This is a genomic window from Amycolatopsis sp. DG1A-15b (assembly GCF_030285645.1).
Taxonomy (GTDB): Bacteria; Actinomycetota; Actinomycetes; order Mycobacteriales; family Pseudonocardiaceae; genus Amycolatopsis.
Genome location: NZ_CP127296.1, coordinates 7,310,725 through 7,327,200, shown reverse-complemented (window position 1 = coordinate 7,327,200; position 16,476 = coordinate 7,310,725). Strand labels below are relative to the sequence as shown.

Here is a 16,476-nt window from a genome sequence, read left to right as displayed (position 1 = left end):
TGGTGCGGGGTCCTGTCATGTCCGCGTCAATCGCAGGGGCGCACCACACCCGCAGCGGAATCCGCAGCGGCCGCGATAGGTCCTGGTCCCGGCCCGGTGGGGCGGTATTCGCCGGCGGGCCATCACGGTAGGTTGATTTTTCCGGCGGGGGCGACGCCGGGGACACCGTGGACCCGGGGAGGTGGGCGCGAGCATGGCCCAGACCCGGCTCCAGCTGCTCGGGCCCGTTCAGCTCTTCCACGGCGACGAGCCCGTCCCGATCGGCGGACCGGGGGTTCGCGGCCTGCTCGCGCTGCTGGCGCTGCGGCCCGGCAAGGTCGTCGGGCTCGACGAGATCATCGACGCCCTGTGGGGCCACGACCCGCCGGCGACCGCCCGGACCATCGTCCACGGCAACGTTTCCCACCTGCGGCGCATCCTGCGCGACCTCGACGGCCCGCGGATCCTCACCACCCCGCCGGGCTACCGGCTGGACGTCGAGCCGGACCTGATCGACGTCCACCGGGCGCGCTCGCTGCTGGACCGGGCGTCCCTGGCGACGCCGGAAGCCGCCGCCGCGCTGCTGGCCGAAGCGCTCGCGCTCTGGCAGGGCCCCGCGCTGGGCGGGGTGCCCGACTCCCTGCGGGCCCCCGAGCTGGAGGACCTCCGCCTCGCCGTGCACGGCGCCCGCGTCGACGCCGACCTCGAACTCGGCCGGCACGCGGAACTGATCGTCGAGCTCAGCCCGATCGTCCGGGCCGATCCGCTGGCCGAACGGACCGCGGGCCAGCTGATGCGGGCGTTGTACCACGCGGGCCGCCGCGGGGACGCGCTCGAGCTGTACCGGACCGTCTCCCGCGCGACCCTGCGCACCCTCGGCGTCGAGCCCGGCGCGGAGCTGCGCTGGCTGCACGAGCGCGTTCTCAACGACGACCTCCCGGCGCGGGACGTCGTCGCCCCGGCCGCCGGCGCGGAGCCGGCGAAAGCGATTTCGCAGCTGCCCGCGGCGGTGCCGAACCTGGCCGGGCGCGCCGAAGAACTGGCCTGGCTCGACGGCCTGGTCACCCGGGCCGAGGCCGGGCAGACCACGATCGCGGTGGTCACCGGCACCGCCGGGGTCGGCAAGAGCTCGCTCGTCGTGTGGTGGGCGCACCGGGCCGCGCCGCGGTTCCCCGACGGCGTCCTGTTCGCGTCGCTGCGCGGCTTCGACCCGCACCACCCGCCACTCGAGCCGGCCGAGCTGCTCACCCAGTTCCTGCTCGGCCTCGGTGTCGAAACCGCGAAGGTCCCCGAGCTGCTGCACGAGCGGGTCGCCCTCTACCGCTCGCTGATCGCCGGACGGCGGATGCTGGTGCTGCTCGACGACGCCCGCACCGCCGAGCAGGTGCGCCCGCTGCTGCCCCCGAGCGCGCGGACGATGACGGTGGTGACCAGCCGCTCGCGCCTCGACGGGCTCGCCGTGTCGAACGCGGCCAAGCAGCGCGTGCTCGGCACGCTCGCGCCCGACGACGCCGTGGCGCTCATCGAGGAACTCGCCGGCCCGGCGAGCCTCAACCACGCCCTCGCGCGGCTCTGCGGCTACCTCCCGCTGGCGTTGCGGATCGCCGGAGCGCGGCTCTCGGCGAGTGCGCAGCGGACCGCGGAGGAGCTCGTCGACGAGCTCGGCAACGAACGCACCCGGCTCGCGGGGCTGCAGGTCGACGGCGCCGACGACAGTGTCCGCGCGGCGTTCGACGTCTCCTTCCGAGGCCTGCCCGGCGAAGTCGCGGAGACGTTCCTGCAGCTGGGCGCGGTGCCCGGGGTGATGGTCGGGCCGCACGTGATGGCCGCGGTCGCGCAGATCACGGTGACCGAGGCCCGGCGGCGGTTGCGCACGCTGGCCGCGCACAACCTCATCGCCGAGACCGAGCGGGACGTCTTCGTGCCGCACGACCTCGTCTGGCTGTACCTGCGGGAGCTCGCGGAGCAGGAACTCGGCGACAAGGAGCGCGACGAAGCGCTCGGCTGGACGGTCCGCTACTACCAGGCGGTGGCCGACCGGGCGCGGCGCCGGCTGGGCCGGATCGCCGACCCGCTCGACTTCTCCCACGTCCTCGCCGACGACGCGATGCCGCCGCTTCCCGGCTTCGCCGAGGCGCACGACTGGTTCGCGGCCGAGTGGCCGAACCTCCTGGCCGTCCTCGACGCCGCCTACGCCGCGCGCCGTCACGACGACGTGTGGCGGCTGGCCCGGCTGGCCCACACCTACCGCGTCGCGTGCCCGCTGCTGGACGAGTGGACGCGGATGGCCGACCTCGGCGTCACCGCCGCCGAAGCCGCGGGCGACGTCGCGGGGCAGTGCTGGCTGCGGCTCGCGCGGTGCGAGATCGCGCTGACGTTCGAGCTGCCGGGTGCCGGGCTCGCCGACGCCGAACGGGCGGCGGAACTGTCCGCCGCCTCGGCCGACGAGCGGCTGCGGACGTCGGTGGACCTGCACCTCGGACGCGCGCTGAGCCGGCTCGGTGAGCACGAACGGGCCATCGAGCGGCTGGCCGAGGCCATCGCGAACGCTCCCGACGTCACCCTGCGCGGGCAGGCGCTCAGCAGCTGCGCGCAGGCGGAGAAGCGAGCGGGCCGGCTGTCCGACGCCATCGCCCACCAGCGCGCCGGCCTGCGGATCGACCGCGAACTGGGCGACGACGTCCAGGCCGTCGTCTCCCTGGACAAGCTGGCCGAGCTCAGCTTGCGGGCCGGGGACCTCGAGGCCGCCGAGCGGTACGTCTGGGAAGCGATCGATCTGGCGATCAGCCGCGAGTTCGTCGCGCGGGAAGGGACGCTGCGGCTGACGCTGGGCCGGGTGCTGCGAGCCAAGGGCGACATCGACGGCGCGCGTGAACAACTGGCGCTGTCGGTGCGCATTTACGAGCGCGTGCACCCGAAGCTCGTCGGTGAGGTGCGCACCGAACTCGCCGATCTTCAGTAACGGCTTTCTCGAACTGCGGCCGTTCGGATCGGCGCCCGGAATTTCATTGCGAATGGGTCACGACCGCGCCTGTGCGCTGAATCCTTAGTGGATTCTTAGTGGGCGCGGGCGGTGTCCGCGTAGGTTCGGCGGTGCCGGCAGAGCCCTAGGGGAGGGGCAGGCGGAGACGCCGGTGCCAGGCCCCGCGCGGGAAACCACCGCGGGGTCCGGAGCCGCCAGGAGCGGCTCGTGGCGGCCCGGCCGGCCGACGTGGGGGTAGGCCGGCCGGTCGCCAGGCGGGGGTGCCGCGCCGGCTCAGCTGACGTTCGCGGTGCAGAGCGCGATCGTCGTCCCGCTGTTTTCCGCGACCTTCTTGCCGTCGACGAGAATGGCGCAGCGGATTTCGTTGCTGACCGTCGCATTGCGGGTGTCGGCGGTGAGCGTCAACAGGTAGGAGCCATTGTTGTAGGACGCTTGCCCCTGCCAGGCGTCGGTGCTGGCGGGCGCGTTTTCGGTGCGCTGGTCGTTGAGGCTGCCGTAGCGCACGGTCGCGCCGCCGGCGGAGGTGACCTGGAAGGTCACGGCGTGCTTGTCGGTGGCCACCGCGGGCAGGTGGAGCCCGGACTCGCCGCCGCCCAAGAAGGTCGAGTACAGCAGCATCCCGGCCGTGGTGAGCAGCGCGGCGGCCGTGACGGTGGTGGCGGTGATCGCCACCCCGCGGTCGCCCACGGCGCCCTTCTTGGCCTGGACCAGCCCGGTGATCGCCAGGATCAGCCCGATCCCGCCCAGCGGCCACGCGACGAACTCGACATCCGGGACGAACGTGACGACCAGCGCCGCCACGCCGAGCAGCAGGCCGACGATCGCCAGGATGTTCCGCGCGGGCTTCGCATTGGCTTGACGACGCTCCGTGGCCGTCACCGGCGGCGCGGGTCGGCCGTGGCGCGCGGTGGCCGGCGGGTACTGCGGGTCGGTCATCATGCGAACCCCTTCGGGTGGGAGTGCGACGACGTTAACCCATAAGTGTGGCCCCGAACGAAATTGTTACATTCTGGAAAAAGTCATTGTCCCACCATTTGGGGTCAGGTATCGATATTTCCTGACATCGCGGGCATGGTGTGGCCCGATGATCAATGGGAAGAATATCGGAGTTCCCACTGTTCGACGCGGCCTTTCGCGACCTCGCAGCGGGTATCGTAAATATCGTACGGGCATCCGGGCACCGCCGTGAGGCCTACGACGACCGTCGGTACCGGCGTTCAAGACGAAGTCGTATACCGGACTTCTCAGTCGAAAAGGCTTACTTCCGGGGTGATTTCGAGCAGTTCGAAGACGGGCCGTCCGCGACGGCCGTCGATCGTCGTCGTGCGCACGACGCGGAGCCGGGCGGTCACCGGGCGGTCGAGGTTCTCCTTGATCTCGTCGAGCAGGTCCGGGGCCACCGCGCCCTGGATCGTGCCGCCCGACTCGCGGTCGAGGTAGAAGATGCGCCGCCGGGTGCGGACGCCGTCGAGCCGCCCGCGCACCGTCTCGTAGCCGACTTCCTCGCGGGACTCGCGGAGGCTGCCCTGCAGGATCCGCGCCTGCTCGGTGGTCATGCTGCGGGTGACCTGCTCGCCGGCGGTCGGGGTCAGCGCCATCCCGATGCCGGCGTTCTTCGCGACGGCGTTGACGATGTCGCTCACCGCGTTGCGGACGGTGTCGCGCTGGAGCAGCACGGCGTCGAGCGCGCCGTCGTCCGAGCCGTTCGCCGGCAGGAAGTCGCAGAGCTCCTTGACCGCGCGCTCGGACAGCGTCTCGATGCCGTCGACGATCAGGGCGTCGTCGGAGACGTCGAGTTCGGGGAAGCCGAAGAAGATCGCGTTGCCGGCCTGGCCGCGCTGGATCAGCGGCGCCTTGTCCCGGTCGGTCTGCTGGACCTGGGTGACCTCGCCGGACGGGTTCCGGATGATGTGCCCGATCTTCGCCGTCGCGTCCTGCAGGGCGCGGCTGATGTCGGAGAAGGTGTACGCGTCGATGGTCTGCTCGCCGATCACCGAGACGTGCAGCAGCGGCGAGCGGGACGTCCGTTCGAACTTGGCGTTGGCCGCCATCGCCGAGGCGCGGGCCAGGTCGTCGAGCCACGTGCCGCCGGGGATTTCGTCGGCGATGCGCCGGAACTCGTTCCTCACCAGATCATCTCCGGGTAGCCCCTGCCGCCTTCGGCCCAGACCTCGGCCCACACGTCTTCGTCGCCGGGGCGGCACAGGAAGCCGTCCAGCATGCCGCCGACCGGCTGCACCTGGTCGAGGTACATCGCCGGCTGCCCGACGATCACCCCTCGCAGCGTGAGCAGGCCGTAGAGCGCGGACCGGCCGGCGTCGTCGAGCCGCTTGAGCGCGCCCCACTCGTCCGGGATGAGGACGACGTCGAGGCTCTGCGGCGGGTGGGCGGTCCGGGTGATGAGCTCGCCGCCGATCCAGGCGCGGCCGGACGGGATGATCCGCCGGGCGACGCCGAGGTAGCTGTTGAGCGCGCTGAAGAGGATCTCGCGGTCGTTCTGGTGCGGGGCGTCGAACACCAGGCGTTCGTAGACGTCGGCGAGGTCACCCGCGTGCCGGCCCGGCGGCAGGACCTGCTGCGACGTCCAATGGGGGAGCGCCACTCCACCCCCTTCTCAGCCTTCGCTCACAGTGCGTAGCCGAACTTACCAGGATGGGTGTCAGCCGCCGCGCCCAGGCTGCTGCCACTGCCGGGTGGCGTCCGGTGGCTCTTCGGCCTGCGGCCAGGCGGGTTCTTCTTCGGTGGGCCAGTCCTCGGCCTGCGCCCCGCGCTGCGGCGGCAGCGGCAGGTGCCCCTCGCGGTGGCCGACGGGATCGGGTTCTTCGTCGTCGTGGACCTCGGCGCGCGGGTCGGGCGCGTGCTGGGCCCAGGCGGCCGGGATGAACTGCGTCTGCTCGGTCGACAGTGGCGGCGGCGGTTCGTACGGAGGTGCTTCGTCGTCGGGTTCGGGTTCCCGGGCGGGCTCGGGCTGGGGACGCGGGGTGGCGCGCAGCACGACCCAAGACGTCAGCGCCCCGAGGGCGAAGGCGGCGATCAGCCACAGCCAGATCTGTCCGAACAGCCAGAACATCAGCTCATCACCCCTCAAACGACCGTGATCTCGACACGCCGGTCTTCTTCGCCGCCGGTGGCCGGCCGGGTGTCGCCCAGCCCCCGGTAGGTGACGCGGCCGGCCGCCAGCCCGTTGGCGGTGAGGATCCGCGCGACGGCCCGGGCGCGGTCCCGCGAGAGTTTGAGAGCGGCGCGCTCGCCACCGGGCCCCCGGGCGACGTGCCCGGTGACGCGGTACCGGAAGCCGGCGGGCGCCTTGGCGAGAGCGATCGCGACACTGCGCGCGGCCTGTTCGCCGTCAGGGGTGAGCTTCGCCGTATCGGGCTCGAAGGCGATGGGCGCCTCGGTGAGCATCCGATCGATCTCGGCCTGCACACCGGCCTTGTCGGTGGGCGGCGGAGCGGTGGTGCTGGTGGTCGGCGGCGGGCTCGTGGTGGTGGTGGTCGTCGGCGCGGGCGGCGCGGTGGTGCTGCTGGGCGCCACGGGGGTGACATCGCCGTTGACCTTGGCGGCCCGGACGCCGTCGACCTTTTGCACGATTTCGAGGGCTCTCAGCGCTTGGTCGGGCGGGAATCCGCTCAGGGTGGCGTCCCGCCCGTCGAAGCGGACATCCCCGGTGGGGAGCCCGGCCTCGAAGAGGGCGGTCTGAGCCCGCGCGGCCAGGTCCCGCTCCATGCCCCCGGACCGGGTCCAGGTGGCGACCCCCGCGAGCAGCGCTGTGACCAGCACCGCAACCGGGACCACGAGGATCCAGCGCCGACGCATAAGGGGACTGTAAGCCGGGTGCGGCGGGTTGGCGACCTGAATCCGGGTGGTAATCCACAAGTTGTCCCCAGGCAAGTCGACATGTGGACAACTGCGGGGATCGTGTTCGGTTGGGCACTTTCTGTCGGAGGTGGTCGATAGGCTGGAGACGGGTGGTTCCCCCAGGGAGGGTGGGCTGCGTTCGGGGGCGGTTTGTGGCTGAGGTTGAGGCTGCGGTTTGGGTTGAGGATCATTCGGGAGCCGGGAGCCGGGAGCCGGGAGCCGGGAGCCGGGAGCCGGGAGCCGGGAGCCGGGAGCCGGGAGCCGGGAGCCGGGAGCCGGGAGCCGGGAGCCGGGAGCCGGGAGCCGGGCAGCGGGCCCTCGATGCGCGGTTGCGGCGATCCGGCGCCTTCACCGAGTCCCGCAAGCCCGCTGCGGGGCGAGCACGCGCGCCAGGTGTGGCTGTCAGCCGCGATCAGCGCACCGTCGGCAGCCTCTCCGGTTGAGGCGATCCGGTGTTTTCGCCGAGCCCGGCATGCCCGCCGCGGGGCGACCACGCGCGGCTGCCAACCCCGATCAGCCCATCGTGGTCAGCCTCAATACCCGGCCGCCGCGATCCGGGGCCGAGCGCTCCCCTCGGTCCTCAAGCCCGCCGCCGGGAAACCCAGCGTGCCTGCCAACCCCGATCAACCCACCCGAACAGAACCCAGCCCACTCGAGCCGCATGCCGCGGACGCGTCCCGTCCGCCGCGCCAATCCTCAGCTGGCCTGCTGCCGCCGAGCGCTGTCCGGTACCTCGAGCACCTCCAACGGCACCAGCGGCGCCAGCTGAGGCCGCTTCGGCGACAGTCCGTCACCCATCGACTCGCCGCGCAGTTGCCGGCGGATCCAGGGCAGCAGGTGCACCTTCGTCCACGTCAGGTCCGATCGCCGGGAATCGATCCAGCGGCTCGGGGTCTCCTCCAGTGGCCACGGCTCTCGCCAGTCCGCCTCCACCGGGATGCCCAGGACCTCCGCCGCCTTCATGGCGATCCGGCGGTGGGCCTCCGGGGAAAAGTGCAGGCGGTCGTCGCTCCAGGCGCGGCGGTCCTGCAGGGGGGCCATCGTCCAGAGGTCGACCATGCGGGCTCCGTGGCGCTCCGCGATCGCCCACAGGTTCGTGTTGTAGATCGCCACCTTGCCGCGCAGCACCGACATCACCGACAGGACTTTCGTGTCCGGGCCGTTGAACATCAGCACCGGGATGCCCGCCTCGCGCAGCTTCGCGACGCCCTCCTCCAGGCGCTGGGTGACCGCGTCGACGTCCGCGCCCGGGACGATGATGTCGTTGCCGCCGGCACAGAGCGTGACCAGGTCGGGCTTCAGCTCCAGGGCGATCGGGAGCTGCTCGTCCAGGATCTCGTCGAGCATCTTGCCCCGCAGGGCCAGGTTGGCGTAGCGGAAGTCGCTGCGGCCGGCCGCCAGGACCTCGGCCAGCCGATCGGCCCACCCCCGGAAGGAGCCGTCCGGCAGGCCGTCGTTGAGCCCCTCGGTGAAGCTGTCACCGAGGGCTACGTAGCTGTCGAATCCGTACACGTGGGTCCCCTTCCCATCCTGCGACCGACACACCCCGACATGTAGTTGTACACCTCAACTAACCATCGGCCGCAAACCCGCTCCACCCCCCGGGCGTTCAGCCTGCGGTAACAGTGTCTTCTCTCGTCGGCCTTTTGCGCCTCTCTATTACGCAGTCTTCACCTTCGGTATGTCGTGAAACCGCACACTCGGAGGTAAAGCGGACCCCCGCTGTGGCGAAAATCTCCCTGCCCGGGGCGTTCCGGACGCGATCCGGCAGGCTGGACACGTGTCCGGAGAACCCCGTGAATCGCTCGCGCAGATCCTCGGTGGCCGTCGCGGCGCGCTCGACGCCAGCATCCCGCCCGTCGGCTTCGTCGCCGGCTGGCTCGCGGCCGGCCAGTCCGTCGCCTGGGGTGCCGGCGCCGCCGTCGTGGTCGCCGTCGCGGTCGGGGTCTTCCGGATCGCCGGCGGCGGCAAGGTCCGCGCGCTCGTCGTCAGCCTGGCCGCCGTCGTCGCGGCCGCGCTGATCGCCCTGCACACCGGCCGCGCCCAGGACTTCTTCCTGCTGCAGCTGATGTCCAATGTGGCCAGCGCGCTGCTGTGGGCGGCCAGCATCGTCGTGCGCTGGCCGCTGCTCGGCGTGGTCGTCGGCCTGCTGCTGGGCCAGAAGACGCGCTGGCGCCGCGACGCCGTGCTGCTCAAGGCCTACTCGCGGGCCAGCTGGGTGTGGGTGCTCCAGTACACGCTGCGCGTGGTCGTCTACGGCCTGCTGTGGTCGGCCGGCCAGGTGCTCGCGCTCGGCGTGGCTCGCACGGTGCTGTCGTGGCCGCTCGTCGCGCTGACCGTCGCGGTCAGTGGCTGGGTGCTCTACCGGGCGTTGCCGCCGGAGCACCCCGGCCTGCGCCTGGCGCCGGAAACCCGCTCGGACGACGTACCCGGGGCATAAGGCGGCCCCCGGCGAGGGGGGAGGGTCCGGGGGCCACTGCCTACGGTACCCGGACTACCCGGGTTCAGTCGACGGTTTCGCGTCTTTGCGCCGCGTTTTGCTCAATATCGTTCCGGCCGGGGTCGCGGCGCACCCTCCCCGAAGGCGTCCACGGCGGCCAGCCACGCTGCCCCGAGCACCCCATCGGAGCTGGTCAGCACCTCGAGACCGGCCAACCGGCGGCGGACGAGCTCGCCGACCGGGCTGGCTCCGGTGAGCACCGAGCCGACGAGCACGACCGGAGTCGACTCGCCGGGCTCGCGCGCCGCGAGGGCGTTCTCGGCCAGGAACCCGGCCGCGCGGGCGACGATCTCCCGGCCCGCGGGCTCACCCGCGTCGTGCGCCGCGCTCACCAACGGGGCGAACCGGGCGAGCCGGACGGGCGCCTCCGCGTTGGCCGCCGTGATCAACGCCCGGGACGCGGCCAGCCGCGCGGCGTCGTCACGGACGTCCAAACCGGACAGTCCCAGCGCGGCGGTGAGCACCGCCGACGGCAGCCCGTCGAGCGGGCGCCCGCGCCCGAGTGCCTCCAAAGTGGAGCGGACGGCTTCACGGCCGAGCCAGAACGCCGACCCCTCGTCGCCGAGCAGCCAGCCGTAGCCGCCCGTCGTGCCCGCGAGACGCCGCTTCCGGATCCGGCCCACGATCGAACCGGTGCCGGCGACGACGACCGTCCCGTCCGGTGCCGGCGTCGCCGACGCGTACGCCACTTCGGCGTCGGCGACCGTCCGGACCGCACACGTGAGACCGATTCGCGTCCACGCCGCGTCGAAGACCGCCGCCACGCCCTGGTCGCTCAGCTTGCTGACCCCGGCCATGCCGACGACGCACGCCCGCACCGCCCCGGGGTCGTGGGCGCCGAGCGCCGCGGTGATCGCGCCGGCGATCCGGCCCGCGGCGACCTCGGGCGCGTGCGCGTTCGGGTTGGCCCCTTCACCGCGCCCGGTGCCCAGCACCGCGCCGGTGGCGTCGACCAGGGCCGCCCTGGTCGACGTGCCGCCGGCGTCGACGCCCACCGCGAAGCTCACCGGGTCTTGGTCACCTTCAGCAGGCCGCGCGGGCTGTCCGGGTCGCCGCCGCGGGCCAGCGACAGGCCGAGCGCGATCCGCTGGATCGGCAGGATCTCCAGGATCGGCGCCAGCTCCTCGACCGTCGGGGCGACGTCGATGCGCAGCGCCGCGGGCACCTCGGCGGCGGCCGAACCGACCGCGAGGACGTCCGCACCGCGCTTGCTGACGGCCTCGAGGACCTCGTGCATCGCCCGGCCGCCGTGCCCGGCGCTGGTCACCGCGAGCACGGCGGTCTCGCCGTCGACCGCCGCGACCGGGCCGTGCAGCAGGTCCGCGCCGCTGTACGCGCGGGCGGCGAGGTAGCTGGTCTCGGCGAGCTTGAGCGAACCCTCGAGCGCGCTCGCGTAGGAGTAGCCGCGGCCGGTGGTGAGGACCCGGTCGACGAAGCGGTACCGGTCGACCGCGCGCCGCACCCCCTCCTCGGCGCCGTCGAGGGTCTGCTGCGCCAGCTCGCCGATCTTCTCGGCGTCGGCCGCCTTGCCGCCGCGCACCGCGTCGATCAGCAGGTACAGCGCCATCAGCGTCGCGGAGTACGTCTTGGTGGCCGCGACGGCCTTCTCGACGCCCGCGCCGATGTCGACGCCGAGCTCGGACGCCGCCCGCAGCGGCGAGTCCGGCGTGTTGGTGACGGAGACCGTCAGCGCGCCCTGGCGGCGCGCCGTTTCGGTGACCTCGATCAGGTCGGGCGAGCCGCCGCTCTGGCTGACCGTGACGAACAGCACGTCCCGGAGATCGGGCCGCGCGCCGTACAGCGTCGCCGTCGAGGGGGAAACCAGACCGGCCGGGAGGCCGAGCAGTACCTCGATCAGGTACTTCGCGTACAACGCTGCGTGGTCGCTCGATCCACGCGCGGCGAGCAACGCGAACCGCGGCGGGCGTTGTGAGATCTTTTCCGCCACTTCGGCGATTTCCGCCTGACGCCGCACCAGTCCCGCCAAGACGTCCGGCTGCTGGGCGATCTCCGCGGCCATGTGCGCGCCGGGCCGTTGTTCGGTCATCATTTTCCTCTCCACCTCCGGCATTATGTACCGGACTCAGGCGGCGTCGGTCAGGTCTAGACCAATGTTATAGGGGCGGCGCGTTTGGGGAAAAGGGTACGTTTCTTACGGGGACGTGGCGTGCGATGAGGGAAGACATAGGGAGCCGGGCATGTTGGAGACCACCACCACGGGCGAGGCGGGCGCCGTCGCCGGGATGCGCGGGCAGCGCGAGCCCAAGTACTGGGCGCTGAAACAGCACCTGCTCGACCTCCTGGACGTGCTGCCGCCGGGGTCGCCGATCCCGACCGAACGCGCGCTCGCCGGGGAGTTCACGGTCTCCCGCACCACCGTGCGCCAGGCGCTCGCCGACCTCACCGCCGAGGGCCGCCTGCACCGTGTGCAGGGCAAAGGCACCTTCGCGGCCGAGCCGAAGCTCGCCCAGCGGCTGCAGCTGTCCTCCTACACCGAGGACATGCGCAAGCAGGGCCTGAAGCCGTCGTCGAAGCTGCTGGAAGTCGAAGAAATGCCGGTCGAGGGCGACCTCGCGAAGCTGCTCGGAATCCGGACCGGCGCGAAAATCCTCCGCCTTCGACGACTTCGACTGGCGGACTCGCAGCCGATGGCGCTGGAGACGACGCACCTTCCCCTCGGCCGTTTCCGCGGGCTGCGCAAGCACGTCTCGGCCGGCGGTTCGTTGTACGCCGTTCTACGCGAGCACTACGGCGTCGAACTCGAACGCGCGGAAGAAACGATCGAGACGTCGCTGGCGGGACCGCAGGAAGCGGAGATGCTCGGCGCGGACGTCGGCATGCCGGTGCTGATGCTGACCCGCCACTCGTTCGCCACGGACGGCAAGCCGGTCGAGTTCGCCCGCTCGGTCTACCGCGGCGACCGCTACAAGTTCGTGACGACGCTGCTGCCGTGAACCCGGTCCCGGAGCACCCCCGCGGTTGACGGGGGTCTCCTGGCACGGTGGAGTTGGCCGGTGAACTCCACTGAAGACACCGGGATCCGATGGGGGACCGGCGCGGCGCGCGGTGTCCTCGCCACCACGATCCTCGGCTCCGGCATGGCGATGCTCGACGGCACGATCGTCAACGTCGCCCTGCCCCGCATCGGCGCCGAACTCAACGCCTCGGTCGCGGGGCTCCAGTGGATCCTCGACGGTTACATGCTGGCCCTGGCCGCGCTGATCCTCGTCGCCGGCTCGCTCGGCGACCGGTACGGCCGGCGCCGCATGTACCTCGTCGGCGTCGTCTGGTTCGGCGTCGCGTCCGGGCTGTGCGCCGCGGCGACGTCCACCGAGATGCTCGTCGCGATGCGGATCCTGCAGGGCGTCGGCGGCGCCCTCCTGACGCCGGGGTCGCTCGCGATCCTCCAGGCGTCCTTCGCGCACGACGCCCGCGCCCGCGCGATCGGCGCCTGGTCCGGCCTCGGCGGTATCGCGGCCGCCGCCGGGCCGCTGCTCGGCGGCTTCCTCGTGCAGGTCTGGTCGTGGCGGCTGGCGTTCCTGATCAACGTGCCGATCGCGGTCGCGGTGGTGCTCATGGCCCGCCGGTTCGTCCCCGAATCCCGGGACCCGGACGCCACCGGGCACCCGGACTTCGGCGCCGCCGCTCTCGGTGCTGTCGGCCTCGCCGGGATCACCGGCGCGCTGGTGGAGGCGCCCGCCCGCGGCGTCGGCGACCCGCTCGTGCTGGTCGCGGGCCTGCTGGGGATCGCGGGGCTGGCCGCGTTCGTCGCCGTCCAGCACCGCTCGGCGGAGCCGCTCGTGCCGCCGTCGCTGTTCCGCGACCGCACGTTCACCCTCTCGAACGCGCTGACCTTCGTCGTCTACGCCGCCCTCGGCGGCGTGATGATGCTGCTGGTCATGCAGCTGCAGGTCTCGCTCGGCTACTCGCCGACCGCGTCCGGGCTGGCCGGGTTGCCGCTGACGGTGATCATGCTGCTGCTCTCGGGCCGCTCCGGCGCGCTCGCGCAGCGCATCGGCCCGCGGACGCAGCTGGTCGTCGGCCCGATCGTCGTCGGCATCGGGATGCTGCTGATGCTGCGCATCGCGCCCGGCGCGTCCTACTTCGGCGCGGTGCTGCCCGCGGTGGTGGTGTTCGGGCTCGGCCTGGCGACGGTGGTGGCTCCGGTGACCGCGACGGTGCTCGCCGCGGCCCCGGACCGCTACGCCGGTGTCGCGTCCGGCGTCAACAACGCCATCGCCCGCTCGGGCGGCCTGCTGGCGGTGGCGGTGCTGCCGGCGGCGGCCGGGCTGACCGGCGAGGCGTACACCGACCCGGTCGCGCTGACGGCGGGCTGGCGGACGGCGCTGGTCATCTGCGCGGCACTGGCCATCGCCGGCGGCCTGATCGCGCTGGGCATCCACAACGGCGTCCTCGCGCCCCCGGCCGAGGCCAAACCCGACGACGAGTGCCCCCACCTCGGCGAGTGCTACCACTGCGGCGTCGAGGGCCCGCCGACGCACATCCGCGGCGGCGGGACCCCGGTCGCCGGCTCCTGACCCGCGGCCGGGATCAGCCCGCGAGGATCTCGGCGAACAGCGCCGGGTCGGCGTTGCCGCCCGAGACCAGCGCGACCGTCTTGCCGGCCGGCAGCTCTTCGGCGTGGAACAGGTACGCCGCCGTCGTCACCGCGCCGCTCGGCTCGGCCACCAGCCGGGCCTTGCGGGCGAGGACGCGGACGGCCTCGCGGATCTCGTCCTCGGTGACCGTGACCATCCGGTCGACGACCTCGCGCAAATGGGCGAAGGTCAGTTCCGACGGTTGCGAGCGCAGGCCGTCGGCGATCGTGCGGGCGCGGTCGGCCTGCGGCCACCGGACCAGTTCGCCCCGCTGGAGGCTGTCGGCGACGTCCGCGGCCAGCGCCGGCTCGACCCCGATCACCTTCGCCTGCGGGCAGCGGGCCTTGATCGCGGTGCCGACCCCGGCCGCCAGCCCGCCGCCGCTGATCGGGACGAGCACGACCTCGACGTCCGGGAGATCCTCGGCGATCTCCAGCCCCGCCGTGCCCTGACCGGCGATGATGGCCGCGTGGTCGAACGGCGGGACCAGGGTCAGCCCGCGTTCGACGGCCAGTTCACGCGCTTTCCCCTCGTGCTCGCCGATCGGGACCTCGATGACCTCGGCGCCGTACGAACGGGTGGCCTCGACCTTGATCCGCGGCGCGACGTCCGGCACGACGATCACCGCGGGCACGCCGTACCGCTGCGCCGCGTACGCGACTGCCTGCGCGTGGTTGCCGCTGGAGTACGCGATGACCCCGCGGGCGCGGGCCGCGTCGTCGAGGGCTGCGATGGCGTTGAACGCGCCGCGCACCTTGAAGGCGCCGACCGGTTGCAGGCTTTCGGGTTTGAGCCACAGGGTCTTGCGGGGATCCCAGGTCTGGAGCAGCAGGGGTGTGCGTACGGCGACATCTTCGACGCGCTTCGCGGCGGCCTCGATGTCAGAGATCGTCACCAGTTCCATGTGCCGAGTATGTCAAGAAAACGTTCGAACTGGAGTGTCTAATATGGACAGACGGAGTGGTCCTCCTCACGCTGCGGCAACGAGGGGAGTGCCTCACGCGCCTTAGACGTTGGACAGGGGAGAACACGGACTACCTAGATCGGGATCATGAGCAAGGAGAACGTAGCGGCTTCGGAAGAGAAAGAAGAGAAGTCGGGCCTGCGGATCGCGCAGGTCCTGGCGGCGGCGCTGGCGGCGGTGACCGCGGCGCTGCTCGGCTCGACACTCGGCGTAGCGGGCACGGTGGCCGGCGCCGGCGTGGCGAGCGTGGTGTCGACGGTCGGCAGCGAACTGTACCTGCGCTCGCTGCAGCGCACCCGTGAGGCGGCGCTCAGGGCGCGCCAGCTGGCGACGTCGGGCATCCGGCGGCGCGGGCCGGCCGAGGGGCCGCCGGACGTGCCGATCACCGACCAGCCGACGGTCCAGCTGAAACCACCGGAGGAAGAGCCGTCACGGCTGTCGGCGCGGCTGCGGAAACTGCGCTGGCCGTTGATCATCGGCACGAGCGTGGCGGCGTTCGCGGTGGCGATCCTGTCGATCGTCGGCTTCGAGTCGGCGACGGGCACCCAGATCGGCGGCGGCACGGGCCCGAGCATCGGCAAGATCTTGACCGGCGGCTCCGGTCAAGAGGACAAGACCCCGGCGACGACACCGGCACCCAGCACGGACGACACGCAGGTGGCGCCGACGGACACGGCCACGACCCCGACGGGCACCTCGACCCCGCCGACGACGTCGTCGCAGACCCCGACGACCACCCCGAGCACGACGGCCGACCAGCCGTCGACCTCGGCGCCGGCGACGTCGGCAACCCCGCCGACCAGCAAGGGCGCCGCGACGACGCCGACCCCGTGACTCAGGGGAGGCGGGCGCGCAGTTCGCGGGCCGCGGCCTCGGGGTCCTCGGCCTCGGTGATCGCCCGGACCACCACGATCCGGGACGCTCCCGCGTCGAGGACCTCGCCGAGCCGCGGCCCGTCGATGCCGCCGATCGCGAACCACGGCCGGTCGGGGGCCCAGGCCGCCGTCGCGCGCACCAGGTCCAGGCCCGGCGCCGGGCGGCCCGGCTTCGTCGGCGTCGGCCAGCACGGGCCCGTGCAGAAGTAATCCACCCCGGGCTCCGCGGCCGCCGCGAGGGCCTGGTCGAGCGCGTGCGTCGAGCGGCCGATCACCACCTCGTCGCCCAGGATCCGGCGGGCCAGCGGCACCGGGATGTCGTCCTGGCCCAGGTGCAGCACGTCGGCCCCCACGGCCAGCGCCACGTCGGCCCGGTCGTTCACCGACAGCAACGCTCCGTGGCGGGCACACGCCTCCGCCAGCACCTCCAGCGCCGCGATCTCGCCGGCGGCCTCCAGGGCGCCGGTCTTGTCTCGCAGCTGGATGATGTCGACGCCGCCCGCGAGGGCCGCGTCGGCGAAGGCGGCCAGGTCGCCGCGGTCCGTGCGGGCATCCGTGCAGAGGTACAGGCGCGCCGCGTCGAGGCGGGCGCGGATCTTGTCACCGGAGAGGGCGGGCATAGCGGCGACCGTACCGCGCACGTTGATAATCCGACCAAAAGTAGGCCGGCCGTCGAGCGCTACGTGCCATTGCCGCGAAAGCCATCCGGCCGTGACTGC

15 protein-coding genes are annotated in these 16,476 nt (G+C 72.5%); 5 read left to right on the top strand and 10 right to left on the bottom strand.

Annotation, left to right across the window (positions count from 1 at the left end; translation table 11 throughout):
- The first annotated feature begins 193 nt into the window (after nt 1–193).
- Nucleotides 194–2,941 carry an AfsR/SARP family transcriptional regulator gene (locus tag QRY02_RS33645; RefSeq protein WP_285986825.1) on the top strand — a complete coding sequence of 916 codons (2,748 nt, stop codon included), beginning with the start codon at nt 194–196 and terminating at the stop codon, nt 2,939–2,941.
- 294 nt (nt 2,942–3,235) lie between these two features.
- Here QRY02_RS33645 and QRY02_RS33640 read toward each other — a convergent pair whose 3' ends face one another.
- The 6 genes from QRY02_RS33640 to QRY02_RS33615 form a co-directional block, all read right to left on the bottom strand.
- Complete coding sequence (locus tag QRY02_RS33640; protein ID WP_285986824.1) at nt 3,236–3,901, bottom strand: DUF4190 domain-containing protein; 666 nt, start codon at nt 3,899–3,901, stop codon at nt 3,236–3,238.
- Between the two features lie 305 nt (nt 3,902–4,206).
- The gene (locus QRY02_RS33635) at nt 4,207–5,091 is read right to left on the bottom strand and encodes a hypothetical protein (RefSeq protein ID WP_155540591.1); all 885 of its coding nucleotides are present in this window, start codon (nt 5,089–5,091) and stop codon (nt 4,207–4,209) included.
- The gene (locus QRY02_RS33630) at nt 5,088–5,564 is read right to left on the bottom strand and encodes a DUF6932 family protein (protein WP_285986823.1); all 477 of its coding nucleotides are present in this window, start codon (nt 5,562–5,564) and stop codon (nt 5,088–5,090) included. The genes QRY02_RS33635 and QRY02_RS33630 overlap by 4 nt, the downstream gene beginning before the upstream one ends.
- A 57-nt stretch (nt 5,565–5,621) precedes the next feature.
- Nucleotides 5,622–6,032 carry a hypothetical protein gene (locus tag QRY02_RS33625; protein WP_285986822.1) on the bottom strand — a complete coding sequence of 137 codons (411 nt, stop codon included), beginning with the start codon at nt 6,030–6,032 and terminating at the stop codon, nt 5,622–5,624.
- 14 nt (nt 6,033–6,046) lie between these two features.
- Nucleotides 6,047–6,778, bottom strand: coding sequence for an OmpA family protein (locus QRY02_RS33620; protein WP_285986821.1), 732 nt, complete (start codon nt 6,776–6,778; stop codon nt 6,047–6,049).
- A gap of 738 nt (nt 6,779–7,516) precedes the next feature.
- Nucleotides 7,517–8,332 (bottom strand): SGNH/GDSL hydrolase family protein, encoded by an 816-nt coding sequence (locus tag QRY02_RS33615; RefSeq protein WP_285986820.1) that lies wholly within the window; start codon nt 8,330–8,332, stop codon nt 7,517–7,519.
- Between the two features lie 268 nt (nt 8,333–8,600).
- Here QRY02_RS33615 and QRY02_RS33610 point away from each other — a divergent pair, with 268 nt between their 5' ends.
- On the top strand, nt 8,601–9,260 hold the full coding sequence (locus QRY02_RS33610) for a DUF3159 domain-containing protein (protein WP_285986819.1): 660 nt from the start codon (nt 8,601–8,603) through the stop codon (nt 9,258–9,260).
- Between the two features lie 101 nt (nt 9,261–9,361).
- Here QRY02_RS33610 and QRY02_RS33605 read toward each other — a convergent pair whose 3' ends face one another.
- Together QRY02_RS33605 and QRY02_RS33600 are read right to left on the bottom strand one after the other, a co-directional pair.
- Nucleotides 9,362–10,327, bottom strand: coding sequence for an N-acetylglucosamine kinase (locus QRY02_RS33605; RefSeq protein ID WP_285986818.1), 966 nt, complete (start codon nt 10,325–10,327; stop codon nt 9,362–9,364).
- Entirely contained in the window at nt 10,324–11,370 is a 1,047-nt protein-coding gene (locus QRY02_RS33600; RefSeq protein ID WP_285986817.1) for an SIS domain-containing protein, read from the bottom strand. Before QRY02_RS33600 ends, QRY02_RS33605 begins: the two co-directional genes overlap by 4 nt.
- 148 nt (nt 11,371–11,518) lie before the next feature.
- On the opposite strand from QRY02_RS33600, the gene QRY02_RS33595 reads away from it, so the two are divergent.
- Together QRY02_RS33595 and QRY02_RS33590 are read left to right on the top strand one after the other, a co-directional pair.
- Nucleotides 11,519–12,274 (top strand): GntR family transcriptional regulator, encoded by a 756-nt coding sequence (locus QRY02_RS33595; protein WP_086846871.1) that lies wholly within the window; start codon nt 11,519–11,521, stop codon nt 12,272–12,274.
- A 60-nt stretch (nt 12,275–12,334) separates the two neighbouring features.
- Nucleotides 12,335–13,858, top strand: coding sequence for an MFS transporter (locus QRY02_RS33590; RefSeq protein WP_285986816.1), 1,524 nt, complete (start codon nt 12,335–12,337; stop codon nt 13,856–13,858).
- Nucleotides 13,859–13,871: 13 nt separating this feature from the next.
- Here QRY02_RS33590 and QRY02_RS33585 read toward each other — a convergent pair whose 3' ends face one another.
- Complete coding sequence (locus tag QRY02_RS33585; protein WP_285986815.1) at nt 13,872–14,822, bottom strand: threonine ammonia-lyase; 951 nt, start codon at nt 14,820–14,822, stop codon at nt 13,872–13,874.
- 147 nt (nt 14,823–14,969) lie between these two features.
- Here QRY02_RS33585 and QRY02_RS33580 point away from each other — a divergent pair, with 147 nt between their 5' ends.
- Nucleotides 14,970–15,716 (top strand): hypothetical protein, encoded by a 747-nt coding sequence (locus tag QRY02_RS33580; RefSeq protein WP_285986814.1) that lies wholly within the window; start codon nt 14,970–14,972, stop codon nt 15,714–15,716.
- Between the two features lies 1 nt (nt 15,717).
- On the opposite strand, the gene thiE is transcribed toward QRY02_RS33580, so the two are convergent.
- Entirely contained in the window at nt 15,718–16,377 is a 660-nt protein-coding gene (gene thiE / locus QRY02_RS33575; protein ID WP_285986813.1) for a thiamine phosphate synthase, read from the bottom strand.
- Between the last annotated feature and the right edge of the window lie 99 nt (nt 16,378–16,476).